This is a genomic window from Actinomyces massiliensis 4401292 (assembly GCF_000269805.1).
Lineage (GTDB): Bacteria > Actinomycetota > Actinomycetes > Actinomycetales > Actinomycetaceae > Actinomyces > Actinomyces massiliensis.
In genome coordinates, this window is sequence record NZ_JH711482.1 from 193,007 (window position 1) to 217,909 (window position 24,903).

Below are 24,903 nucleotides of genomic sequence, written 5' to 3' on the forward strand. Positions count from 1 at the left end.
GCGGCATGAGCCGCACCACCTCCTGAGGAAGGGACCGCGTGTCCACCAAGCAGACGAAGCATCCGGGGCGCCGCCTTCTGATGCTGCTTCTCATCATTGTGATCGGTTTCGGCGGGCTCTACGCCGGCGCCTATACCGGCCGCACGTCAATGACCCCGGGCCTGGCGCTGGATCTCGAGGGCGGCACGCAGATCATCCTGACGCCCACGACGTCCGACGGCTCCGAGATCACCGATGAGGATGTCAACCAGGCCATCGAGATCATTCGACAGCGTGTCGACGCCTCCGGCGTCGCCGAGGCGCAGATTTCCCGCCAGGGCGGGCAGAACATCGTGGTCTCGCTGCCGGGATCCCCCAGTCAGGACACGCTCGAGCTCGTGCGAACCTCTGCTGTGCTCTACTTCCGGCCGGTCATCCGGATCATTCAGGGAAGTGCGAGTTCACTCGCGGACAACTACAACCAGCGCATCGCCCAGGCCACCGCATCGCCCACTGCGGATGATGCGGCGAGTGAGGCTCCCGCCGCGGTCGAACCGAGTGGGGCACCGGCCGAGGGCGAGGCGGAGCAGACCGAGCAGACCGACGCTCCCGCTGATCCGACTGAGGCGCCCGCTGATCCTGCCGCCGAGGCCACCGATGCTCCGAGCGCCGAGCCGACTCCCGTCACTGCCGAGGAGGTCGCCACGCAGGTCTCGGACGCCAATGGCGACGGGACTATCAGCGAGGATCCCTTGCCGGCGACATCGGAGGACAATTCCTCGGACTCGTGGATCAGCGAGAAGATGATCTACGACGCCTACATGATGGATTGCACGGCGTCGGACAACCTCACCGGCGAAACGCAGGATCCTGCCAAGGCCGTGATCTCCTGCGACAAGGACGGCACGGGACAGGCCTACATCCTCGGTCCCGCTGACATCGCGGGCACGGATATCGCCAACGCCGCCTCCGGTCTGGAGACCACCAGCCAGGGAACGACCACTAACAAGTGGGTCGTCTCCCTGGAGTTCAACGCCGAGGGCACCGAGGAATTCTCAGAGGTTTCGGAGCGTCTCATCGCCTATCGCGATAAGGCGGCGGCCGCCTCCAGCGGTCAGCCCAACGGGCAATCCCCGGATTCGCAGAAGGCCCAGTTCGCCATCGTTCTGGACGGGCTGACCATCATGTCCTCGGGGTTCAATCCGGATGTCACCAGTGCCATCACCGACGGCCGCGTCCAGATCACCGGCAACTTCACTCAGGCCCAGGCCAACACATTGGCCAATCAGCTGTCCTTTGGATCTCTGCCGCTGAGCTTCACCGTTCAGTCCGAGCAGCAGGTCTCGGCCACTCTGGGCACCGAGCAATTGCGAAACGGTCTGATCGCCGGGCTCATCGGCTTCGCCCTCATCATCGTCTACTTGGCGTGGCAGTACCGCGGACTGAGCGTGGTCGCCGTGGCCTCCCTCATCGTCGCGGCCGCCGGCACCTATCTGGCGATCGCACTCCTGAGCTGGTCGATGGGATACCGGTTGTCCCTGGCCGGTGTGGCGGGGCTCATCATCTCCATCGGCATCACGATGGACTCCTTCATCATCTACTTCGAGCGCGTGCGCGATGAGGTCCGTAACGGACGCACCCTGGTGGCCGCCGTGGACGAGGGCTGGAAGCACGCCCGGCAGACGATCATCGTCTCCGACACCGTCAACCTGGTGGCCGCCGTCGTGCTGTACTTCCTGGCTGTGGGCGGTGTGCAGGGATTCGCCTTCACCCTGGGCGTCACCACGGTGGTCGACCTGGCGGTCATCATCCTGTTCACCCACCCGATGATGGTTTGGATCCTGCGCTTCGCGTTCTTCGGTGAAGGGCATCGCCTATCGGGCCTGGATCCTGAGCATCTCGGGGCGCGTTCCCTGGCCGCCTACGGAAAGGGCCGCGAGGCCGTCATCGATTCCGCCGTGGGCTCTCTGGCCCGGCGCAAGGCCGAGGCGCGCAGGAGGACGGCTGCCGAGGAGGAGGGAGTCTCCGCCGACGGTGCTCAGACGGATGCGCCGGACGAGGGCATTGCCGTGGATGTCGACTCCACCACCGGAAAGGACGGTGAGACGAAGTGATCTCCCTCGCCGCGCTGGGCAATGATCTCTACTCGGGCAAGACCTCTCTGCCCTTCATCGCCAAACGGCGCATCTGGTACACCATCGCCATCGTCGTCATCGCCCTCTCCGCTGTTCTCGTCGTCAAGCCCGGACTCAACCCGGGCATCGACTTCAAGGGCGGCTCGGAGGTCACCGTCACCGGGGTGGCCGATCCCTCGGAGGGGCCGGGCAACGATGTACTGGCCGATAAAGACCTGTCCTCGGGTTCGAGCGTCACCACGATGGGGGCCTCATCCGTACGGATTCAGACCAATGAGCTGGACAAGGCCCAGCTCGACGAACTGGCCTCCTCTCTAGCCACCGCATACGACGTGGATTCGGGCAGCGTCTCGGCCACCACCATCGGTCCGACCTGGTCCGCAGATGTGACCAGCAAGGCTGCGCGAGGTCTGGTGATCTTCTTCCTGCTCGTCGGGGCTCTCATCTGGATCTACTTCCGCACATGGAAGATGGCGGCGGCCGCCCTGCTCGCCTTGAGCCACGACATCATCGTGACCATCGGCATCTACGCCGCCTCAGGGTTCGAGGTCACTCCCGCCACCATTATCGGCGTGCTGACCATCCTGGGGTACTCCTTGTACGACACGGTGGTCGTTTTCGACAAGATCCGTGAGAACACCTCGCACTACGAGGCGCAGACGCGCTCGACGTACGCCGAGCTGGCCAACCTCGCGGTCAACCAGACCTTCATCCGCTCGATCAACACCTCGGTGGTGGGCGTGCTGCCCGTCGCCTCGCTGCTGGTGGTCGGCGCCTTCATCCTGGGTGCGGGCACCCTGCGGGACATTGCGCTGACCTTGTTCATCGGCATGATTGCGGGAACGCTGTCCTCGATCTTCCTGGCCACGCCGTTGCTCGTCGATCTGCGCAGCCGCGAGAAGAGCATTGTCGAGCAGGCCAAGCGCGTCGAGGCCGCTCGTGCCCAGCGCGTCACCCAGGCGGGTGACGACGACGAGGCCCTGGCCGCGATTGTTGCCGCACCGGCGGCCTCGCCCCTCGTCCCAGGGCATCACCTGGGTGTCTCCGCGCAGCCGAAGAGGAAGAACAGGCGCTCATGACGAATCGCCCCACCTTGCCGCCCGAGCTGACCCAGCTCGTCATGGATCACCTCCGCGAGGTGCCGGACTTCCCCCAACCCGGGGTCCTGTTCAGGGACATTACTCCGCTGCTGGCCGATGGGCGGGCTTTCGGCGCCTTCATCGAGGGCCTGGCGGCTCATTACGCCGGCCGGGTCGATGCAGTGGCCGGTCTGGAGTCGCGCGGCTTCATTCTCGCCGCCCCCTTGGCCGTGCGTCTGGGCATCGGCATGATCACCGTCCGCAAGGGAGGCAAGCTGCCCGGACCGGTCATCGGCGTCGACTACACATTGGAGTACGGGACCGCCCGGATGGAGGTCCGTCCGGACACGGTTGTGCCCGGCCAGCGCGTGCTGGTCATCGACGACGTCCTGGCCACTGGCGGAACGGCTTCCGCTTCGATCGAACTGCTCGAACAGGCCGGTGCCTCGATCGAGGCGATCTGCATGCTTCTGGAACTCACTGGACTCGGCGGTCGGGAGAAGCTTCCGGGACGTCCGATCGATTCCGTGGTCACCTTCGATGCCGCGTGAGAACGCTTTGACGACCCGGTAGTCGGGCGTCGGAGGAAGTCGGCAGCCAAGTCCAGCTGTGTCGGCTCCCCTGTTCATGGGGCGCGCGGCGACTCGCAAGGCTGAGGCGTTCAGAACGCAGCCCGCCTGGTGGCTATGATCCGGTCATGACCGAGACCAAGAGCAGCGACGGTGGCGGGCAGACCGTAGTCCCGGGGTCGCGCGTCCGCAGTCGTCTGGCGTGGTTCGGCTCACGGGGGCACGCGACACCCGCGGCCATCGAGCCGCTTATGCGAGCACTGAGGGCCAACCACCCCAAGGCCGACACCAGTCTCATCGTGCGGGCCTATGAGGTGGCCGAGAAGGCTCATGCCGGTCAGAAGCGGAAGTCCGGGGAGCCGTACATCACCCATCCGGTGGCGGTGGCGACCATCCTGGCGGAGCTCGGCATGACACCGCAGACCCTGGCCGCCGCCTTGTTGCACGACACCGTGGAGGACACCGACTACTCCCTGGAGAGGCTGCGCGGCGACTTCGGCGACGAGATCGCTCTCCTGGTCGATGGCGTCACCAAGCTCGACAAACTCCAGTACGGGGATGCGGCTCAGGCCGAGACGGTCCGCAAGATGATCGTCGCCATGTCCAAAGACATTCGCGTGCTTGTGATCAAACTCGGCGATCGCCTCCACAACGCCCGCACCTGGAAGTACGTCTCGGCGAACAACGCCGCTCGTAAGGCCAAGGAGACCCTGGAGATCTACGCTCCATTGGCTCACCGGCTGGGTATGAATGCCATCAAGTGGGAGTTGGAGGATCGTTCCTTCAAAGCGCTGTACCCGGGCGTCTACGACGAGATCGAGCACATGGTCGCCGAGCGGGCTCCCGCCCGTGAGGAGTACCTGCGGCAGGTCCGCCTTCAGATCGAGGAGGACCTGCGCATCAGCAAGATCAAAGGCACCGTCACCGGGCGCCCGAAGCACTACTACTCGATCTACCAGAAGATGATCGTGCGGGGAAAGGAGTTCGACGACATCTACGATCTGGTGGCGGTGCGCGTCATCGTGGACTCTGTTCAGGACTGCTATGCCGTTCTCGGCTCTCTGCATTCCAGATGGACCCCGATGAGCGGGCGGTTCAAGGACTATATCGCGGTTCCCAAGTTCAACCTCTACCAGTCCTTGCACACCACCGTTGTCGGTCCAGGCGGCAAACCGGTGGAGATCCAGATCCGTACAGCGGAGATGCACCGCATGGCGGAGTACGGGGTGGCCGCTCACTGGAAGTACAAGGAAGACCCGAATGCCACCGGGCCCAGTTCGTTGGGCGGCGCTCCCGGAGACTCCGACGCCGGGGATATGGGATGGCTCCGTCAGCTCGTCGACTGGCAGAAGGAGACACAGGACCCCGCAGAGTTCCTGGATTCATTGCGCTACGAGATGGCCGGTACCCAGGTCTACGTCTTCACCCCCAAGGGCGATGTTCTGGCGCTGCCGAGCGCCTCCACCCCGGTTGACTTCGCCTATGCCGTGCACACCGAGGTCGGGCACCGCACTGTGGGCGCGCGCGTCAACGGCCGCCTCGTGCCGCTGGACACCAGACTCGAGAATGGCGACACTGTCGAAGTCTTCACATCCAAGGCTCAGGGCGCCGGCCCCAGCCGGGACTGGTTGACGTTCGTGGGCTCGACGCGGGCTCGCAACAAGATCCGATCCTGGTTCTCCAAGGAGCGCCGGGAGGAGGCGATCGAGGCGGGCAAGAGCGCGATCGCCCGCGCCATGCGCAAGAAGGACCTGCCGATCCAGCGGATCATGAGTCACGACTCGCTCATGGACGTGGCTCAGACCCTGGATAAGGGCGACATCGATGGCCTGTATGCGGCCGTCGGCCAGGGGCACGTCTCCGCTCAGCATGTTGTCGACACTCTTGTGAACGCCATGGGCGGCGAGGCGGGCGCAGAGGAGACCCTCGCGGAGGGGATTCTGCCGACCAAGGCGACCAGGTCGCGTCATCGTCCCAGGACGGCTGACGCCGGTGTCATCGTGGAAGGCATGGACGCTGGTGATGTGTACGTCAAGCTGGCCCGGTGCTGCACTCCCATGCCCGGAGACCCCATCATCGGTTTCATCACCCGCGGCTCGGGCATATCGGTGCACCGAAGCGACTGCCATAACGTCGATCAGCTCAAGCACGAGCCCGAGCGCCTGCTATCGGTGCGCTGGGCCGAGCACGCCCAGAGCGCCTACCTCGTCCAGGTCGAACTCGAGGCTCTGGATCGCGGGGGGCTGCTGGCGGACATCACCAGGGTCCTGGCGGACAATCATGTCGATCTCATGAGCGCCACCATCGGCACGTCGCGCGACCGCGTGGTCACGGCGCGCTTCGTCGTCGAGCTGGCCGAGGCCGGCCACCTCGACTACACGTTGTCCTCCCTGCGGCGTATCGACGGAGTCTTCGAGGCGCGGCGCACCACCTCCACGACTGCGCGACGTCATCAGACCTGAGGCCCGGTGCCGCGGAGCGGCTCTCGACGCACGCGGTGCTGAGGCGGTATGTCGATTCTGTCGAGGGCGTCGATAATGTGCCGGACGCGGGGGCCGCCTCGACGCGATGCGCCTTGGCAGGTCAGGAGCGCGACTCTCAGACGGTTGCTGCTCAGGCCGGCATTGCGGGCCTGAAGAACGGACTCGACCGCACGCACGGGCGGAGCGGTTCTGGCCACATCGACGACCGCGCGTGCGAGTGTGGCGCAGGGCATGCTGCCGACGAGTTCGACCTCCTCCGGTGGTATCACCATGCGGGAGTAGTCGATCGCCCGAGTGCGGCCGCGATGATCAGGGTGCGCCACTTGGATCGTGCGGGGCGGCTCTCCTCCCAGATGCACCCATATGGCTGATTCCCCGGAGATGACGCCGCCATCGGGTACGACGCAGGCCAGGGCCCGGGCACGCGCACCGGCGGTCCGCAGCAGATCGCGAGGCATCGTGATCATGCCCGTGCGCGCCAAGAGCAGCTCATCGAGCCCATGGCATTGCAGCACTGTCAGCTCTCGGGAGTGCAGAGGTCCCAGAGCGGGTTCGAAGGCGCGGGGCCGCAGACGGGAGAGTATCGTGCGTGCGCTCACGTCTCGCGAAGAACTTGGCGGACGATGCGAGCGGCCCGCTGCGGAGGCGGCGGAGGGGACAGGCGGTCCAGGATGCAGAGGCGGGGCCATGGCGTCATAGTGAATCTGTCCGCTCACCCCGTGCTACCCGGGAGCGGGTCTGTGGACAAGTTCGCTGCTGTCACCGATGCGGCCAGGGGCGGTCGGGGATGGAGCCTGAGCGTGCGCACACGTACGCAAACATAAGTAAAAGGCGCGGGTGAGCCCTCTTCATCAGTCGCAAAGAGCCGCGGGCGTTGCGACGACGCCCTGAGACCGCGCCGGCCGCCGCCGGTGGCACAGTCTCAGGGCGTCGTCTCATAGGGCTGCTTCTTCGCAGTCTCGTCGGGAAGGACCCGGCGGAGAAACTGAGAAGTCGAGAAGCCGAGCGGCTCAGCCTCAGGCGCGGGCGGAGCGCCGTACCTGCTCGAGCCAAGCGCGCCGTGCGGTGAGCGCCGCCTCGGCCTCGGCGATCTTCTTGGCATCGTCCGCGGCCGTGGCGGCCGCTAGATCCTTCTCCAGCGCGGCGATCGAGTCCTCGAGCTGACCGGCCAGACCCTCGGCGCGCGCCTTGGTCTCCGGGTCGGTGCGACGCCATTCGGCGTTCTCCGCCTCACGGATCGCATCTTCGACGGCGCGCATGCGGCCCTCGATCCGGCGCAGGGCCGAGCGCGGGACGCGGCCCGCCTCCTCCCACGCGTCCTGGATCGGGCGCAGGGCCTTCTTGGCGGCCTTGACGTTCTTGACCGGCAGGAGCGCCTCGGCCTTGACGATGAGCGCCTCCTTGACCTTGAGGTTCTCGGCGTACTCGGCGTCAGTGGCCGCGTCCTTGGCCCGGCGGGCATCGAAGAAGACCTGCTGAGCGGCGCGGAAACGAGCCCACAGGGCGTCGTCCTCCTTGCGGGAGGCGCGGCCCGCCTTCTTCCATTCGTCCATCAGGCCTCGGTACTTCGCCGACGTCCCCGCCCAGTCGGTGGAGCCGGAGAGCTCTTCGGCACGCTTGATGAGAGCCTCCTTGGCGACCTTGACCTGGGCCTGCTTGGCATCGAGCTCGCTGAAGAACTGGCGGCGGTGGCGATCGAAGGCGGTGCGCGCATGGCTGAAGCGCTTCCACAACCCGTCTTCGACCGGGCGGTCCAGACGTGGTCCGCGACGCTGGGCCTCCTTCCACTTCTCCAACAGCTCGCGCAGTTCGGCGCCCGAGCTCTTCCACTGGGTGCGGGCGGGGTCCTGGGCGCTGATGGCTTCGGCGCGCTCGACGATCACTGTGCGATCCTTCAAGGCCTGCTCCTTGGCGGCGGCGCGCTCGGCGGCGACCGCCTCCCGGCGCTCGGCGGCGACGGACTTGAGCGCGGAGAAGCGAGCACGTAGACCATCCAGGTCGCCGACGGCGGCGGGCTCCGTCAGGGACTGCTCGATCGACTTCAAGGTCGAGTCGATCTCCCGGACGCTCAGCTGCGGCAGTCGAGTGGCGAATAGATCGACCGTGGCCTTCAGGTCCAGGAAGCGCCGTACGTAGAAGGCCATGGCCTCGGCGACGGGCGCATCGGGGAACTGACCGACCTCGCGTTCAGCGCCGTTGTCCTGGACGTAGACCCTCCCCTCGCCGTCGACACGGCCCCACTTGGCGGCGTCCATCGCCTCCTGGGGGTCGACCTCCGGTTCGGCCGGCGCGGTGGCCGGCGTCGGACCCTTCGCAGGCGCAGCCTGCTCGTGGTTGTGGGGCGAGCCGGAGTCGGCTTGCGGCTCGGAGGGCCGCGCAGCGGGCTTCGCCGTTTCAGCGTGGGATTGGGCGGGCTCTGCGGGCTCAGCAGGTTCGGCAGACGCAGCAGCCTCAGTAGCCGACTGGTCCGCCGCTTCGTCAGCGGGCTCGATTGTGGTCTTGTCATCGACGGATGAGACGGCCGAGGCGGGATTGGTCTCGGCGGTCTGCTCGGCGTCATGTTCGCGGTGCGGCTCGGCCTCGGTGGCGGCCGCGGCAATGGCGGAGGAAGTCTCCTTCGCTGACGTAGCGGTGGAATCCAGGGCGGTGTCGGGCTGCGTGTTCTCAGTCACGTGTGCTCCTTCATGAATTGACGGGGTGGATCCGGAGGAGCCTCCGGCCATTTCCGTTCGCGCCCGGCGTTGCCGGGAGTGTTCTGCTGCGGGATGACAGCAATGACCACCACTCTACGTGCTCGGCGCGGTGCGTGGGACCGCCCGGTGAGGCTCCGCACCCGGGACCGCCTCCTCTTCCGGATCAGGGGCCTGAGAGGATCACGATCCCGCAGCCCGGTCCAGGCCGCGCCCACCCCGATGACCTTCTGCCGGAGCACGGCCCGCGCCGAGGCGGTCGCGTCATATAAACTTCGGTGCCATGGCCGCGTGAGCATCCTGACCAGACCGTCCCAGCTGCACACACCCAAGGATGCTCCGTGCCCGCTATCCGACTGACGTCCGTGTCGTTCTCCTTCACCTCCGAGCCGCTTCTCGACGGCGTCACCCTCACCGTCGCCGAAGGCGAGCGCGCCTGCCTCGTCGGCCCCAACGGCTGCGGCAAGACGACCCTCCTGCGCCTGGTCGCGGGCGGCCTCGTCCCTGACTCCGGCACGGTTCAAGCCCCGCTGCTCGCACCCGTCCCCGATGCCGCCGTAACGGCTGGGAGCGTGGGCGACTACCTCGACGCCGCTACTGCATCAGTGCGCTCCCTGACAGCACGTTTCGAGACGGTCGCCGAGCGTATGGCCGCCGCTCCCGAGGACGACGCCCTCGCGCGCAGTTACGACGAACTGCTCGCCGCCATGACAGCAGTGGACGCGTGGGGCCTGCAGGCCCGTATCGAGGAGACGCTCGTGAGCCTCGGGCTCGGGACTCTGAGCGGTCCTGATGCCCGTACCCGTCGGCTGGCCACGCTCTCACCCGGCCAGCGCGGCCGTCTCACACTCGCCGCCACCCTGCTCACCCGCCCCGCCGCGCTGGTCCTGGACGAGCCGACCAACCACCTCGACGACGAAGCCGTGGCATACCTGGCAGCCGCGCTGCGCGGTTGGGAGGGCCCTGTCCTGCTGGCCAGTCACGACCGCGCCTTCATCGATGATGTCGCCACCTGCGTCCTCGACCTGGATACCGCCCCCTGGCAGGCTCTCCTGACCGCCACCGGGGGCGGCCGCGTCCCGGGAGTCCAGCGCTGCGCCGGCGCCTACAGCGACTACCTGGAGAACAAGGCCCGCGCCCGCGCCTCCCACGACCGCATCCACGCCTCGCAGCAGGAGGACAAGCGCGCCCTCGCCCGCCACCGCCGCGAGTCCGAGACCATCGGGCACTACGGCACCGCGCACCACCACGGAGCCCGCACTGAGGGCGGAATGGCCAAGAAGTTCTATGCGGACCGCACCTCGCAGGCATCAATGCGCCGTCGCCGGGACGACGACCGGCGTCTGGAGGCGCTGGGCGCCGTCGAGGTCCGCCGCCCCCGCTCCTACCGCCTCAGCCTGGATCTGCCTCGGGTCGTCGCCCGCAGCGGCAGCGGCCTGGCGGTCGCAGTCCGCGAGGCCCACGTCCCAGGGCGCCTGGCTCCAGTGACCTTCGACCTGAGCGCCGGAGAGCACCTGCTGGTCACCGGCCCCAACGGCTGCGGCAAGACGACCCTCCTGCGCTGGGTCGCCACCGGCTCTCCGCCCACCGCCGAGTCCACCGGCGCGCTGACCGTCTCCGGAGGCGTCGCCGTCATCCCCCAGCGGCTGCCGCGCCCCGGCGACCCCGGCCTGGGGGAGGAGACGTGGGCCTCGGGCATTGGCGAGGCTGGTGCCGGCATCCTGCATCCCGCCTACTGGTCCCGGTGCGTGGGCGAGCTGTCTGCGGGCAACCAGCGCCGCGCCCAGTTCGCCGCGGCGGTCGCGGCCGCCCCCGAGGTGCTCATCGTCGATGAGCCCACCAACTACCTCGATCTGGACACCATGGAGGCGCTGGAGGCGGCGCTGACCGCCTGGGGCGGCACCCTGCTCGTGGCCAGTCACGACCGCTGGCTCATCGACCACTGGGATGGACCTCGGCTGCGCCTGATGGGAGAGGAGAGCGGCCCGCGGCGGGCCGGGACGTCGCGAGGGCAGTCCCGGTAGGGTGGGTCCATGATCCTCGAGCGCACGATCGCCCCTGTCTTCGCCGCGAACTGCTATGTCCTGGCGCCCGGACCGGACCGGCCCGCCCTGGTCGTGGACCCTGGGGCCGGTGCGGTGCGCGGCGCGCTCGCCCTGCTGCGCTCGAACCGCCTCACCCTGGGCGCGGTGCTCCTGACCCACGGGCACGCCGATCACGTGTGGGACACCGCCGCTCTCATCGAGGCCGCTCACGCGGAGGGCCTGCTGGCCGTTGAAGATCCTGCTGACGCCGCCGTGTCCGTGCCGGTCTACATCCCCGAGCCCGATCGCTACCGTCTCGAGGACCCGGACGCGGCTACGGGCATCAGTGCGAACGGCATGACCTTCGCCGACCTGGCCGAAACCCCCTGGCGGAAACCGGGCGACATCCGTGACATCCCCGGCGAGGCGTTCAGCCGGGCCGTCGAGCTCGTGCCGGGTGTCGCTGTGCGCGCCATCCCCGCGCCGGGGCATTCGGAGGGCTCGACACTGTTCTTCCTCAACGCCCCCTTGGCGGACAACGCACTGCTGTACGAGGCCGAGGCCGTTGAGGACGACCCGTCCGTGGCCGAGGAGGAGCACGACTACCTCGTCGCTCTGGACGGCGACGTCATCTTCAAGGGCTCAGTGGGCCGTACCGACTTGCCCGGGGGCGACCAGGTCCAGATGTGGGCCACACTCCGCTTCCTCGCCTCGGCCGTCAGTCCCGAAACGGTTCTCCTCCCCGGGCACGGCGCAGCGACCACCATGGCCCATGAGCACCACGCCAATCCCTATCTGGCCGAGGCCAAGGTGCGCGGGGGAGACCGGCACGCGTGAGTCTGACGGCCGGAGGACCGCAGGATTCGGTCGTCATGAGAGGATGACGCCCATGGCGCACTCCGCACAGGCACGACAGGCACTCTCCTCGCTCTCCGGCTTCCCCGAGTGGCTCCCTGCGGGCCGCGTGGTCGAACAGCAGTTCATCGACATCCTGCGCCGTACCTTCGAGCTTCACGGCTTCAGCGGCATCCAGACCCGCGCCGTCGAGCCGCTGACCGAACTGACCAGGAAGGGCGAGAGCTCCAAGGAGGTCTATCTCCTGTCCCGCCTGCAGGGCGGTCCCGGGGAAGCCGGCGAGGCGGATCCCGCCAAGCAGCTCGGTCTCCACTTCGATCTCACCGTCCCCTTCGCGCGTTATGTCATCGATAACGCCGGTATCCTTCACTTCCCCTTCAAGCGCTACCAGATCCAGAAGGTCTGGCGCGGGGAGCGCCCCCAGGAGGGCCGCTTCCGCGAGTTCTACCAGGTGGACATCGATGTCGTCGGCGACGGGAGCCTGCCCCTGCACTACGACGTCGAAGTCCCCCTGATCATGCACGAGGCCCTGTCCGCCCTCCCGATCCCGGCCATCACCATCCACGTGTCCAACCGCAAGGTCGCCCAGGGCTTCTACCAGTCCGTGGGTATCGAGGACGACCGGCTCGTCGAGGTGCTGCGCGTGGTGGACAAGCTCGACAAGATCGGAACCGACGCCGTCGCCGTTGAACTCGTCGAGACCGTCGGCATCACGCGCGCCCAGGCAGAGGCCGCCCTGGGCCTGGCCACCATGACCGGTACCGACCCCGATCAGCTGCGCGCCCGCGTCCTGTCCGCCCTGGATGGAGCCGAGCCCAGTGCGCTCCTGCTGGCGGGCCTGGACGAGTTGGAGTCGCTGCTGCGAGTCGCCGCCCGTCGTCGTCCGGGAGCCATCGTGGCCGACCTGAAGATCGCTCGCGGTTTGGACTACTACACCGGCACCGTCTACGAGTCGTTCATGGCCGGGCACGAGGACCTCGGCTCGGTGTGCTCCGGCGGCCGCTATGACTCCCTCGCCTCCAACGGCAAGCGGACCTTCCCGGGCGTGGGCATCTCCATCGGCCTGTCGCGTCTGCTGTCCCGCGTCATGGGGGCCGGGCTGATCGAGGTGACTCGGGCGGTCCCCACAGCCGTGCTCGTGGCCGTGACCGACGAGGAGCACCGAGCCGTCTCCGATGCCGTGGCCGACGCCCTGCGGGAGCGCGGCATCGCCGCCGACGTCGCCCCCACGGCCGCCAAGTTCGGCAAGCAGATCAGGTTCGCCGACAAGCGCGGCATCCCCTTCGTCTGGTTCCCCGGGGCCGGTACCGAGTCCGACTCCGTCAAGGACATACGCTCCGGCGAGCAGATCGATGCCGACCCCGCGACGTGGAGTCCCGCGAGCGAGGCGGACCTCGCTCCCCAGATTCTGCTCGCCGCCGACCCCTCCAGCGCCGCGGGCGCCTGAACCGTGAGCGCAGCCGGGCCCGGGGCTCCCACAGCCGGCGGTGCGCTGCTGAGCCTGCAGCATGCGCTCGACGGACTCGTTCTGCCTTGCGCTCTGCCGAGTACCGCCCATGCGCGAGACCGCGCCCGGCTGATCCGCGATCAGCTCGGCGACTACGTCCTGCCGCGCCTGACCAGCATTGACGCACCGCTTTTGGCGGTGGTCGGCGGCTCCACCGGTGCCGGCAAGTCCACTCTCGTGTGCTCCCTGGTGCGCAGGCACGTCGCTGCCGCCTCCGCTATCCGTCCCACCACGCGTCGCCCGCTGCTGCTGCACGCCCCGGGCGACGAGCCGTGGTTCGACGGCGATCGCGTCCTGGGCTCGCTCGCCCGGGTGCGCGTGGCGGAGGACGCCGGCGTCAGTCCGGCCGGCGCCCATACCCCGCGCGAGGTCGAGATCCGCTCCTGCGCCGCCCTTCCCGCGGGATTGGCGCTCTTGGACGCTCCCGATATCGACTCCGTCGTGGAGGAGAACCGCTCGCTGGCCGCCACCCTGCTGGCCGGCGCCGATCTGTGGATCTTCGTGACCACCGCGTCTCGCTACGCCGACGCCGTCCCCTGGGAGCACTTGCGCGCTGCCGCTGAGCGCGATGTGGTGACCGCAGTCGTCCTGGACCGCGTGCCCGACGGCGCGGGACCCGATGTCGAGGCCGACCTGCGCCGTCGCTTGACGGACGCGCGCCTCGCAGATGCGCCGATCTTCACCATCCCCGAGGTCGGTCTGGATACTGACGGCTTCCTGCCCGAAGCCGTCGTCGCACCACTGCGCAGCTGGCTCGGCGGTTTGGCCGCTGATCAGGAGGCCCGCAAGGAAGTGGCTCGGCGAACCCTGTCGGGCGCGCTGAATGCGGCTTTGGCGCAGACGGACCTGCTGGCGGCCGAACTCGACGCCCAGACCGCCGAATGCGCCGAGCTGGCCGACCTGGCTCACACGGCGGGCCACGAGGCGCTGGAACGCTTGGAGGCGGCTGTAGCTGACGGCCAGATGCTGCGCGGCGAGGTATTGGCGCGCTGGCAGGAACTGGTTGGTACCGGTGAGCTTCTGCGCAGCCTGGAGGTTCAGATCGGACGACTGCGCGACCGGTTGACCGCCGCCCTGAGAGGCAGGCCTGCTCCCGCGGCACGTGTGGAGGAGGCCATCGAATCCTCCCTGGTGGCTCTCCTGATCGCCGAGGCGCAGCGCATGACCCTGGAGACCGAACGGGCGTGGCGTCGTGCCGCCACGGCGCCCGACCAGCTGGCCACGGCCCTGAGCGACCTGCCTACTGACGCTAGGCTGATGGCTGATGCGGCCGCCCTGGTGCACGACTGGCAAGGCGACGTTCTGTCGCTCATCCGTGCCGAGGGCGCGGACAAGCGTCTGACCGCCCGACTGCTGTCGCTCGGCGTCAACGGTGCCGGCGTGGCTCTCATGATCCTCGTCTTCGCCCATACCGGCGGACTGACCGGTGGCGAGATCGGGGTGGCCGGTGGAACCGCGCTCCTGGCCCAGCGCCTTCTGGAAGCCGTTTTCGGCGACCAGGCCATGCGCACGATGACGGTGCGCGCCCGCGACGCCCTGACCGCGCGTATGGAGGCCTTCCTGAATTCACTCGTTGAGGTCTTCATCTCTGCTCTGTCTGAACCGGTGCCGACCGGAGACGAGTTGCGTACCGGCATTGAGCGCGTTCGGGAAGCCGTGACTCGCGATGTTCGCGTCTCAGCAAACGGCTCGTCCCTTGTTAATAGGAGCAGTGACCTGTTCCCAGGCGTGTCAGGACACGACCGATGAGCCGCGCACGGCCGAGCCACCGAGGGACGGCGCCGACAGCCAGCTTCGAGACGACCACCGCGCGGCGGGCGCGTGTTGCGGCCGGTCACGACCTGGATGCACGGCTGGCCGACCTGGAGCGGGCCGTCGAGCTCGGGGAGGGCCTCGTAAGCCCTGAGGCGATGGCTCCGGCGCGTGCGGTCCTGGAAAGCGCGGACCAGCGACGCCGACTGGCGCCGGGCGTGGTCGTCGTGGCACTGCTGGGCGCCACCGGATCGGGCAAGTCGAGCCTGCTCAACGCCCTGGCCGGTACCCGGATTGCGCGCACTGCGGTCACCCGACCCACCACGACCCGCCCCCTGGCGGCGCTCCCCGCCGGTATCGGGCCGTCAGCGGCGGGCAGGACCAGTGCGCTGCTGGACTGGCTGGATGTGGACGAGCGCGTCCAGCTGACCGCCGATGCCGGGATCGGCGCCGCAACCGTGCTGCTGGATCTGCCCGATATCGATTCAGATGAGGACTCTCACAGGCGCATTGCTACCCGCCTGGTGGAGCGCGTCGATGTTCTTGTGTGGGTTCTGGATCCCGAAAAGTACGCCGATGCCGCGATCCACGACGATTTCATCGCCCCGATGGCCGCCCACGCCGGTGTCACCGTGGTGGCCCTCAACCAGGTGGACCGCCTCGACGACGCTTCACGCGCTGCCGTGATGGGGGATCTGGGCCGCTTGCTCGCGGCCGAGGGGCTGATAGGCGTCTCGCCGGTGGCGGTCAGCGCCCGCACCGGCGAGGGCATCCAGGAGCTGCGTGAGCGCATTGGTCGAATCGCCGCGACGGCGCGCGCTGCTGAGGACCGACTCACTGCGGATGTGCGCAGCGCCGCCGAATCCGCCTGGCGCAATCTCGACCTCGACCACGCGAGTGGAGCGCGCCTTGTGGCCGGTGCTCACGAACAGGCGCTGAGTGAGGCAGCCGCGCTCGCGGTAGGTGCAGACGTAGTGGCCGAGGCGGTGGCCGAGTCCATGAGGCTGCGCGCGACCGCGAAGGTGGGCTGGGTGCCTGTGCGCTGGTTGGCCCGGTTCCGCCGTGATCCGTTGCGTGCCCTGCACTTGGGGGCCGATATCCTGCCCACGGCCCGCCGGCGTCCCGATTCAGGCGAGCCGCAGTCAGCGGGGAGACCAGTGGCGCGCACCTCATTGCCTCAGGCCGGCCCGGCAGCCGATGGCGCGCTCAGGACGGCCGCTCACACCACCGCTGCGAGGCTTGCCTCCGGCCTTCCCGGGGAGGCCGGAGCGGATGTCGTGGCGCGATCGGATGGCCGCGCCAGCGCCTTGGCTCCTGCTCTGGACCGGGCGGTCGCGCATGTCGACCTGGAGCAGATGCGCTCTCCCACGTGGTGGAATGCGGCGGCCTGGGTGCAGTGGCTGCTCATGCTGACGGCCGTTGTGGGCGGAGCGTGGTTGGCGGTGCTGCACGTGGTGCGGCAGTACCTGCTCATCATGGTGGAGCCGCCGCGGTGGGGGCTCGTACCCTGGCCCACTGTGGCGCTCGTCGGCGGTTTGGCGCTGGGCGCCCTGTGCGCTGCCGCGGGAACGGCAATGGCTCGTGTGGGCGCTCGGCGATGCCGACAGCGAGTGGAGGACCGGCTGCGTCGGGCTGCGGACGCTGTCGTGGAGCACGAGGTGCTGGGACCGTTGCGAGCCGATCTAGAGCGCTGGGACGAGCTCGTCGCCCTGCTGAGCGGCCTGCGCTGAGAATATGCGCCGCCATCCGGCTCGTTGAGTTCTCGAGGAACGCCTAGAACGTCTGGAACGTCGAGGGAGTCGGGAGTCTCCCCACCAGTGAGCGGGAGCGCATCTCAGTCGGCGAGAGCCGACGACTGAGAGTGAGAGGGCGCGACAATGTCCTCGCAGGCGGGAGCAACGGGCGGGACGGCACTGGCGGGCAGTGCTTCCACGGCCTGGGCGAGGGCATCCCCGAGCCCGTCGTACATGTTGATGACGGCATCCACTCCGGCGCGACGCATGGTGTCGGCCTCATCATCGAAGGTGGCGATGGCGATCACCCGGCCCTCGAAACTGGATCGGTTGAGCCATTCCAGGACGTGCACGTTGGCACCCGGCTCTGGCATGGCCAGCACTGCCTTGGTGGCGTGGACGGCGTCGAGGCGATCCCAGAACTCCTGGTCGGTGGCATCGGCCTCGAGAATGTTGAAGCCCTGCTTGGCGAGGGTCTCAACCTTCGAGGCGTCATTGTCGATCCCGAGTACGCCGGTCTCGCCGTCGGCATACAACCGGGTGTAGGTGGCGCGGCCCACTCTCCCCATGCCGAAGACAACGGTGCGCACGCCCAGCAGATTGACCGGGCGCTCTTCGGGGTGCAGCCGGCGGGAGGGCCGGTGCGGAATGAGGTCGGTCATCCAGCGCACCAGTCTGGCGGGCTTGCGATTGGCTATGGAGGACACGATGAAGGACATCGCCAGGGCGAGCGAGACGGCTGCGGTCCAGCCCTCACCGAGCAAGTCGTGCTTCACGGCCACGCTCACCACGATGAGGGCGAACTCGCTGTAGGCCGTCATGGCCAGGCCCGTCATGACTGAGGTTCGCCGGCGCATGCGCATGAGGCGTACGACGATCGTGTAGACCAGCGCCCGGGCTGGTAGCAGCAGGAGAAGCGCACCGGCCAGAATGAAGGCTCCGACGCCGGGTATCCCGTCCATGCCGATCGACAGGAAGAATCCCACCAGAAGGAGTTCCTTGATGGTGAATAAGGCGCTGGAGAGCTCCTTGGCCGCGGGGTGCGAGGCGAATAGGGCTCCCATGATCAGTGCGCCGAGGTCGCCGTCGAGACCGAGGAGATCGAACAAGAGATAACCGGGCAGGAGGGCCATGGACATGCCGAACAGGGTGCGCATCTCCCGGTGATCGATGCGGTCCAGCACCTTGCCGAGGAGCTTGGAGACGGGCCACAGGGCGATCAGAGCAAGGGACCACGGGCTGGGCGGTTCGTCGGAGCTGAAGGCCATGTAGGCGACGGCGGCGATATCCTGTGCGACCAGGACGCCGATTGCGATTCTCCCGTAGAGGGAGGCGGCGTCATCGCGGTCCTCCAGTAGTTTGACGACCACCACGGTGGAGGAGAAGGACAGGGCGAAGCACAGGGCTACTGCGCCGGCCGGGGTCACAGTGTCGACGTCCAGACCGAGGATCAGCAGAATGCTGATGAGGGCTGCGCTCAACGACGTCAGCAGGAGCATGGTGATGGCGGCCGTGCCGGCCACCTCACGGCGGGCGAGGATCCTGGGGTTGAGTTTGAGACCGATGGTGAACAGCAGGACGGCGACACCGAGGTCGCCGAGGGTATCGACGAATTCGAGATTGGGCAGGCTGGATGCTCCCAGGGCGAATCCGGCTGCCAGGAAGCCGACGAGCGGTGGAAGGCGCAGCAGCGTGGCTGCGAATCCGAAGATGACGATGGCGAATAGGTAGATGGCTGGGATCACAGGTACCTTCCGTTCCGGCAGCGGCTTCATGCCGTGTCGGTTGTCTCTACAGGCGACAACCTGCGAGCGCACAGGAATATTCTGGGTTGGAAAATTTTCCTGGTGCGGCATGCGCGGCGCTGGAAGGGCTGGTCAGGCGGATGCCGGCAGAAGGATCTTGATCGGGCACGGTCCGGCCCAGTCAGGGACAGCCGGTGGACAGCTGTGCACCGGCCGGTGGCTGGCACCACGATCATGGGGCCAGCCACCAGCCGTTTCGATGGGATCAGCGCAGGCTCGTCACCACCGGTCCGTGCGGCGCGTGGGCCGGTCGTTGTTGCGTCGGAAGCCTCCGCGCTGGCCGTTGCCGCGGTCCTCCCAGCGGTCATTACCGCCCCGATTGCCTCGGCGATTTCCGCGGTCGCGGTCCTCCCAACGACCGCCACGGCGTTCGCTGCGCTCGCCGCGCTGACCGCTGTTGCCGCGGTCCTCCCAGCGGCCGCCGTGGCGGTTGCCTCCGCGTCCGCGGTCCTCCCAGCGGTCGTTACCGCCCCGGCGGTCATCGCGCCGGTCGCTGCGCCAGTTCTCGCGCCGACCGGAACGGCGCGATGCGGCGTCGGGCTGATTGTCGTCTCGGTCCCATCCGTGGCCCGGGCCCTGGTCGGGGCGGATTCGCAGTTCACGGCCACTGAATGTCGCCCGGCCCATAGTGGCCAGTTGCTCCTCATTCAGCGGGGTGTGGATCTCCACCAGGGAGAAGGACTGAAGAATGTCGATCTTACCGATGTCGGAGCCCGAGATTCCGCCCTCGTTGGCGAGGGCGCCCACGATTGCACCGGGCAGGACACGATCGCGGTGACCGACTTCGATGCGGTAGACGGTACCGGTGCCGTCCTCATGGCGGCGCCCGCCGCGTCCGGCTCCCGACTTGCCCTCCGTGCGATTGCCCCTGCTGCTCCTGCTGCCGGCGCGATCCTCGCGGTCGCGCCCGCCCTCGAAGGAAGCCGACACGAACGTGCCCTCGGCATCAAGGCGCTCCTCGCGGCGTTTGCGCTGGCGCGGACGCTCGTCGTCCTCTCGACGGCGCGGGCCGTCATCGCCAACGGCCAGAGCGAGCAGGGTCGAGGCGAGCTCGGCGGCGTCGATGCCCAGCTCCTCGGCTCCGGCCTCCACCAGCTCCCGGTACATGGACAGGCGCCCGCGGCCATGTCGCAAAGCGGCCTTATCCAGAAGTTTGCGGGCCCGATGAGAGGAGACGTCGGCGGGGGAGGGCAGGGTGATCTCCTCCAGCTTCGTGCCCGTCAGGCGCTCGATCTGGCGGAGTTTGCGCTTCTCCTTGGGGGTCAGGAACGTCACGGCCTCACCGTGTCGGCCTGCACGGCCGGTGCGGCCGATGCGGTGCACATAGGCTTCGGCCTCGCGGGGCACGTCGAAGTTGACCACGAGTCCGATGCGGTCCACGTCCAGACCGCGGGCGGCGACGTCGGTGGCCACGAGCACGTCCAGAGTGCCCATGCGCAGGCGCTCGACCAGGCGCTCGCGCTCCCGCTGGGGCACGTCGCCGGAGATGGCGGCCGCCTGGATCCCGCGGCCCGCCAGTTCGATGGCGACATCCTCCGCGGTGGACTTGGTGCGCACGAACACGATGGCGGCTTGCGCCTCGGTGACCGCCAGGACGCGGGAGACGGCGCCGATCTTATGGCGGAAGGGCACGACTGCGTAGGTCTGATGGACCGTGTCGACGGTGGAGGCCTGAGGGGAGACCTCGATCCGGATGGGGTCGACCAGGTGCTGGCGGGCCACGGCCTGAATGGCCGGCGGCATGGTTGCGGAGAACAGAGAGGTGCGTCGTTGTTCGGGCAGAGAGGCGGCGATCGTCTCGACGTCCTCGGCGAATCCCATGCGGAGCATCTCGTCGGCCTCGTCGAGGACGAAGTACCTCACGTCGTCCAGGACCAGGGCGCCCTTGTCGATGAGGTCGATGATGCGTCCCGGGGTTCCGACAACCACCTGGGCGCCGTCCTTGAGAGCGCCGATCTGCGGGCCGTAGGGAGCGCCGCCGTATACGGCGACGACGTCCAGTCCGCGCGAGCGCCGCGCCATATCAATAATGGCGTCTGCGCTCTGAAGAGCCAGCTCTCGAGTGGGGGCCAGGACCAGGGCCTGAACGACGGGCTCACGTGCCTCAACGGCGTCCAGCAGGGGCAGGCCGAAGGCGGCGGTCTTGCCCGTGCCGGTCTGGGCCACGCCGACGACGTCGCGGCCGGACAGCAGTACCGGAATGGCCTCGCGCTGGATGTCGGTGGGGTTCTGGTAGCCCATATCCGTCACGGCTTTGAGCAGGTTGGCCGGCAAGCCCAGGTCGGCGAAGGTGATCTCCTCCGGCGCTTTGGCGACCGGCTGGTCGCCATCCTCCTCGTCGTCCTCGTCGACGTCGATGAAGGGGGCGTGACCATCGACCTCGTCCTCATCGGTGTCCTGATCGCCGTCGTCGGAGTCGTCGTCCCCATCGTCCTCGGGGTCGGTCTCGGGCAGGGCCAGGTCGATGTCGTCGTCCTCGTTGTCGTGCTCGACGTCCTCGGGATCCTCCGGGGAGTCGGAGGAGGCGGGGGTCGCGAAGGAGTCAGGGGAGGAGGGCGACGGCGCTTCGGTTGCGTGGGCTGCATGAGCCGTATGAGGCGCAGCGATCTTCTCGGATGAGGCTGTGAGCTCGGCGCTGAAAAGATCGTCGAGGCCGAGCGGACCGTCCGCCCCGTCGAAGGACGCAGAAGGGCCAGTGTTGGTGTCAGTCATGAAGTTCTTCCCATGTATCCGGCCTGCGTGAGGCCTGTTGCGGAGTGTGGGGGAGGGCGGCTCGCTCTCCGCTCTTGCCGCATCGCACCCACCACACTCGCCCGAGCCACGGCCTGTTCCAGTGGAAGTTCCAGCAGAAGATGGCAATGGCTGATGGGCTTGACGCACAGACTCACGGGTCGAACACCGACCGAGCCCGCATGCGCGGACGTCCTGATCGGCCCCGAACGGGGTTCACAATGCGGATCGCTCCTGGTTCAAGCCTAGGGCCGGTCTTGGTCGAACGGGAGCATCTACTCGCGTGACGCCGTACATCACACATGAGCCCGGTCTCGTTTCGGAACATGATTGTCTGAGCATCGCTACTGATCGGAACTCGCGTGAGTCCGCAGCCGGAGCCACGGTCAGAGCCTTGCCATGCCCTCGCCACACAGTTGTTATCGAGATGAGACCTTGGCGGATTCCGGCTCGGAGACGATCCTGCAGCTTCATGAGAGAAGGGAGAAAACGTTGCAATGACTGGATTCTGAGCCAGAGCTGAGGCGCTGTGCGACGCACTGCGCGCCCCGATGCGAGGCCTTGGGCCGGGTGATCGCTCCGCCCGCGGCTTCTGCCGGCTTCAACGTCGCCTTTGGTGACGATACGATCTCCCTCGCCGGTTACTGGTCGGTCACGATGCTCGTGTCCGGCAGCGCCGGAATTCCCACCGCCGCAGCGGCCCCTGAGCTCTCGCGACACGACTTGTATATGGAGCCTACCGACGAGAGTCACCGCATGACACGCTCACAGCGCTACACCACGTTGCGCCGCAGAGTCAGGTCCTCTGCGCGTACCGCATTCGTCCTGCCCGTGGTGGTGGGGGCAGCACTGACGACGAGCCCCGGCATGGGAGGGGCCGCAACGGTCGAGGGCGCCGGCGGCGGTGCATCCTTCGAGAGCTTGCATACGACTCTCACGGCTGCAGGCGACAGCGGTTCTCGCGGCCTCTCGGGCGGTATGGCCGGGGACGTCGCCGTGCCCGTGGCGGAGTCTTCCGCTCTCCCGGCACCGAACGCCGGGACAGGTGCATGCGAGGAGGGCGGCGCGCGCATTGCGGCCGGAGACGGAACGGAGAGCGGGGGCGAGAGAGCCTACGACCCGGCCGCGTCAGTCCGTCTCACCGGCAGCGCCTGGTGTCTCGATGGCCAACTCGTTCAAGGAGAGCAGACTCTCCGTGTGCGTCTTGTGGCTGTAGGTGGTTACGCCTCCCGCGAGGAGATTCTGGTTCCCGCCACATTCGTCGATGGCGTGTTCGACGTGTCAGTCAAACTCGCTGACCTTTACGGTCTTTCGGGCCAAGGCCCCGGCGACTACTACCTGTCCGCCACTATCGACTCCCGGTTGTACGTCGGTACCACTCAGTTCCAGATCGCCGGGTCTGCGGAGTCGGCTGGGTCTGCTGGTTCGGCTGGTAGCTCCGCTTCGGAGTCGTCCTCGGAGGCGGCTGCGAGCCCGAGCTCAGAGCCCACTGCAGCGGAGCCGCCCCATAATCCTGAGCCCACTGAGCCCGCTGAGCCCATAGGGTCTGCTGACTCCGCCGCCCCCACAGAATCCACGAGGACTACTGAGGCTGCGGGCTCTGCTGGGTCTGCTGGTTCGGCTGGTAGCTCCGCTTCGGAGTCGTCCTCGGAGGCGGCTGCGAGCCCGAGCTCAGAGCCCAGCGCGGCGGAGCCGCCCCATGATCCTCAGCCCACTGGGCCTGCTGAGCCCATAGGGTCTGCTGACTCCGCCGCCCCCACAGAATCTCCAGAATCCTCAGAATCTGCAGGGTCCACTGGATCCACGGGGTCCACCGGATCCACGGCAACAGGGCCTGTCACTGTGCCGTCCCCGTCGGCCACGTCGCCCGAGCCCGATCCGAGCGGTTCTCCAGAGGAGCCGAGTTCGGAGCCGACACCGCCGACATCCGGTACGAGTCCCACCGCGACTCCTCGACCTAGAGAGTACAAGCCGGGCGACGACGAGGTTCCGCCGCCCGGACCTGGCGAAGATCCGGCCGACCCGGCCGACCCGGCCGACCCGGCCACCCCAGCCGACCCGACTGAAGCTCCTGCTCCTGAGCCGCCCGCTCCAGATCCTGACATCGTGCCTGAGCCGGATGGGGAAGCGGGGCGGGGACGGCCGGCGATGGAGCCCGCCGTACCGGTCAAAGATGCGAGTGAGCTCGACGCGTCCAATGCCGGCTCGTTGTCAGGAACCCGGCGCGGCAATGTGGTGTCGCTGATCCTTCCGTCTGACAAGGCCAAGAAGGGCGACTGGGTGGCGATCTTCCTCTTCCCCGAAGAATCTACTCCGGGCTGGACGCAGGTCGATGCCGACAACTCCGTGTCGATCGATGTCTCCAACCTCAGCGAGGGCTCCTACCAACTCGCTGTCGGCGATAGGGAGTCCCGCCTGCTCGGTTGGGCGCAGCTGGAGATCACCACAGCCGCTGCGAATACCTCCGAACCCGCTCAAATGACGGTCGAGACAACGACACCTCATGAATCGCGGGCCCCGGAGCGACACGACTGGATGCTCGCATCCGCAGGAGGCCTCCTTCTCGTGGGGGCCGGCTCTCTCCTGATTCTTGCGCGTCCGGCACTGATCGGTCTTAAGCGATGAGAGTGCGCGAGGTAGTGATGACTCGATGATGATCCGATGACGCGTCAGTGAACAGGACGCGTGTACGGCCCCGACCGGTGGACAGGCCTCTCGTCAGGGAGGCCTCAAGCCGTTCGCGGTTCCGCAGGCTTCTAAGACGCGGGGCCGTACTGGTGATCGCCACGGTCGTAACAGCGATAGCCGTCTGCGCACTGGCGCTCGATACGGTGCGGCCGCCGGCATCCGCGGCGGAGGCCGGCGAATCGACCACGGGCACGGCGTCGACCATCAGCCCCTCGACCGTCGCGGTCGGAGGAACCCTGACCTACACCTTGTCCGGATTCCCTCCTGGAGCCACCATCCAGATCTCGGTTGACGATGACACACTCGGCGCTCAGGGCCCAGGGCAGAGCGTCATCGGTACCGCCACTGTCGATGATCACGGCATCACCTCTGGAGCCGTGGAGTTGCCCATCTACCTTGCCAAGGGCTCCCACTGGCTTCGATTCGGCGTCTCCGCCGGTCGCGACATTCCAACCAGTGAAGTCCGGACCATGGACTACACGAACAAAAGCCCTTATTTCACTGTCGGTGACGTGACGATCATCGGCGGCTCCGACAAGCCTTCACCGACGGATGCGCCGACGGATTCTCCGACACAGGCCGCTTCTTCCCCTTCGCCCATCATCGCCTTCCCGACCGCTGCGGAGCCGGAGTCGGCGAGTCCCGCCGCCTCCACCAGCCCCAGCACGACCCAGGTCGATATCAGGCCCGATGGAGGAGGTGCTCAGCCGCCTGCCGTTGAGGTCGAGACACCCGCTTTTCCATTGTTCGGTGCCTCGCTCTTCCTGCTGACGCTTCTGCTGGTTCTGCTTACCACTATCGTCGTGGTCAGCCACCGCAGGCTTACGGCGGGAGAGACAGCGGTTCCTCCGTAGGCGCGCCTTAGGCATGTTGG

General features: G+C 67.7%; 16 protein-coding genes. 11 read left to right on the forward strand and 5 right to left on the reverse strand.

Features of this window, described 5'->3' with window-relative positions; all coding sequences use genetic code 11:
• Positions 1–38 precede the first annotated feature (38 nt).
• The 4 genes from secD (at position 39) to W5W_RS0109320 (ending at position 6,224) form a co-directional block, all read left to right on the forward strand.
• Positions 39–2,093: a protein translocase subunit SecD gene (gene secD / locus W5W_RS0109305; protein WP_017195209.1), complete on the forward strand. Its 2,055-nt coding sequence runs from the start codon at positions 39–41 to the stop codon at positions 2,091–2,093.
• On the forward strand, positions 2,090–3,193 hold the full coding sequence (gene secF / locus W5W_RS0109310; protein ID WP_008730024.1) for a protein translocase subunit SecF: 1,104 nt from the start codon (positions 2,090–2,092) through the stop codon (positions 3,191–3,193). Before secD ends, secF begins: the two co-directional genes overlap by 4 nt.
• Positions 3,190–3,744 carry an adenine phosphoribosyltransferase gene (locus W5W_RS0109315; protein WP_008730059.1) on the forward strand — a complete coding sequence of 185 codons (555 nt, stop codon included), beginning with the start codon at positions 3,190–3,192 and terminating at the stop codon, positions 3,742–3,744. Before secF ends, W5W_RS0109315 begins: the two co-directional genes overlap by 4 nt.
• Before the next feature lie 146 nt (positions 3,745–3,890).
• Complete coding sequence (locus W5W_RS0109320) at positions 3,891–6,224, forward strand: RelA/SpoT family protein (protein WP_008729996.1); 2,334 nt, start codon at positions 3,891–3,893, stop codon at positions 6,222–6,224.
• Here the strand turns inward: W5W_RS0109320 and W5W_RS0109325 are convergent.
• Positions 6,215–6,844 (reverse strand): hypothetical protein, encoded by a 630-nt coding sequence (locus tag W5W_RS0109325; protein ID WP_154650315.1) that lies wholly within the window; start codon positions 6,842–6,844, stop codon positions 6,215–6,217. The two genes, W5W_RS0109320 and W5W_RS0109325, sit on opposite strands and share 10 nt — an antisense overlap.
• Before the next feature lie 417 nt (positions 6,845–7,261).
• A complete protein-coding gene (locus W5W_RS0109330) occupies positions 7,262–8,917 on the reverse strand; it encodes a DUF349 domain-containing protein (RefSeq protein ID WP_008730028.1) in 1,656 nt (551 codons plus the stop codon).
• Between the two features lie 359 nt (positions 8,918–9,276).
• On the opposite strand from W5W_RS0109330, the gene W5W_RS0109335 reads away from it, so the two are divergent.
• From W5W_RS0109335 to W5W_RS0109355, 5 genes are read left to right on the forward strand one after another with little or no spacing between them, the layout of a single operon-like run.
• On the forward strand, positions 9,277–10,959 hold the full coding sequence (locus W5W_RS0109335) for an ATP-binding cassette domain-containing protein (RefSeq protein WP_008730000.1): 1,683 nt from the start codon (positions 9,277–9,279) through the stop codon (positions 10,957–10,959).
• Between the two features lie 9 nt (positions 10,960–10,968).
• Positions 10,969–11,796 carry an MBL fold metallo-hydrolase gene (locus W5W_RS0109340; RefSeq protein ID WP_008730045.1) on the forward strand — a complete coding sequence of 276 codons (828 nt, stop codon included), beginning with the start codon at positions 10,969–10,971 and terminating at the stop codon, positions 11,794–11,796.
• A 52-nt stretch (positions 11,797–11,848) separates the two neighbouring features.
• Complete coding sequence (hisS, locus tag W5W_RS0109345; protein ID WP_017195211.1) at positions 11,849–13,261, forward strand: histidine--tRNA ligase; 1,413 nt, start codon at positions 11,849–11,851, stop codon at positions 13,259–13,261.
• A gap of 3 nt (positions 13,262–13,264) precedes the next feature.
• On the forward strand, positions 13,265–15,070 hold the full coding sequence (locus W5W_RS0109350) for a GTPase domain-containing protein (RefSeq protein WP_008730016.1): 1,806 nt from the start codon (positions 13,265–13,267) through the stop codon (positions 15,068–15,070).
• On the forward strand, positions 15,067–16,803 hold the full coding sequence (locus tag W5W_RS0109355) for a GTPase (RefSeq protein WP_008730018.1): 1,737 nt from the start codon (positions 15,067–15,069) through the stop codon (positions 16,801–16,803). Before W5W_RS0109350 ends, W5W_RS0109355 begins: the two co-directional genes overlap by 4 nt.
• Before the next feature lie 104 nt (positions 16,804–16,907).
• On the opposite strand, the gene W5W_RS0109360 is transcribed toward W5W_RS0109355, so the two are convergent.
• The 3 genes from W5W_RS0109360 to W5W_RS16140 all read right to left on the reverse strand — a co-directional run bounded on the left by W5W_RS0109360 (position 16,908) and on the right by W5W_RS16140 (position 22,279).
• On the reverse strand, positions 16,908–18,551 hold the full coding sequence (locus W5W_RS0109360) for a cation:proton antiporter family protein (RefSeq protein ID WP_008730061.1): 1,644 nt from the start codon (positions 18,549–18,551) through the stop codon (positions 16,908–16,910).
• Between the two features lie 279 nt (positions 18,552–18,830).
• A complete protein-coding gene (locus tag W5W_RS0109365; protein ID WP_020477399.1) occupies positions 18,831–21,323 on the reverse strand; it encodes a DEAD/DEAH box helicase in 2,493 nt (830 codons plus the stop codon).
• A 791-nt stretch (positions 21,324–22,114) separates the two neighbouring features.
• A complete protein-coding gene (locus tag W5W_RS16140) occupies positions 22,115–22,279 on the reverse strand; it encodes a hypothetical protein (protein WP_154650316.1) in 165 nt (54 codons plus the stop codon).
• A 1,168-nt stretch (positions 22,280–23,447) separates the two neighbouring features.
• Here W5W_RS16140 and W5W_RS0109375 point away from each other — a divergent pair.
• Together W5W_RS0109375 and W5W_RS0109380 are read left to right on the forward strand one after the other, a co-directional pair.
• A complete protein-coding gene (locus W5W_RS0109375) occupies positions 23,448–23,966 on the forward strand; it encodes a hypothetical protein (RefSeq protein WP_154650317.1) in 519 nt (172 codons plus the stop codon).
• A 152-nt stretch (positions 23,967–24,118) separates the two neighbouring features.
• Positions 24,119–24,883, forward strand: a complete 765-nt coding sequence (locus W5W_RS0109380) for a hypothetical protein (protein ID WP_017195216.1) — start codon at positions 24,119–24,121, stop codon at positions 24,881–24,883.
• The last annotated feature ends 20 nt before the right edge of the window (positions 24,884–24,903 follow it).

Excerpts from the sequence above, each read along its gene's own strand:
- W5W_RS0109355 (WP_008730018.1), top strand. The coding sequence starts at position 15,067 with ATGAGCCGCGCACGGCCGAGCCACCGAGGGACGGCGCCGACAGCCAGC.
- W5W_RS0109365 (WP_020477399.1), bottom strand. The coding sequence starts at position 21,323 with ATGACTGACACCAACACTGGCCCTTCTGCGTCCTTCGACGGGGCGGAC.
- W5W_RS0109315 (WP_008730059.1), top strand. The coding sequence starts at position 3,190 with ATGACGAATCGCCCCACCTTGCCGCCCGAGCTGACCCAGCTCGTCATG.
- W5W_RS0109340 (WP_008730045.1), top strand. The coding sequence starts at position 10,969 with ATGATCCTCGAGCGCACGATCGCCCCTGTCTTCGCCGCGAACTGCTAT.
- hisS (WP_017195211.1), top strand. The coding sequence starts at position 11,849 with ATGGCGCACTCCGCACAGGCACGACAGGCACTCTCCTCGCTCTCCGGC.
- W5W_RS0109320 (WP_008729996.1), top strand. The coding sequence starts at position 3,891 with ATGACCGAGACCAAGAGCAGCGACGGTGGCGGGCAGACCGTAGTCCCG.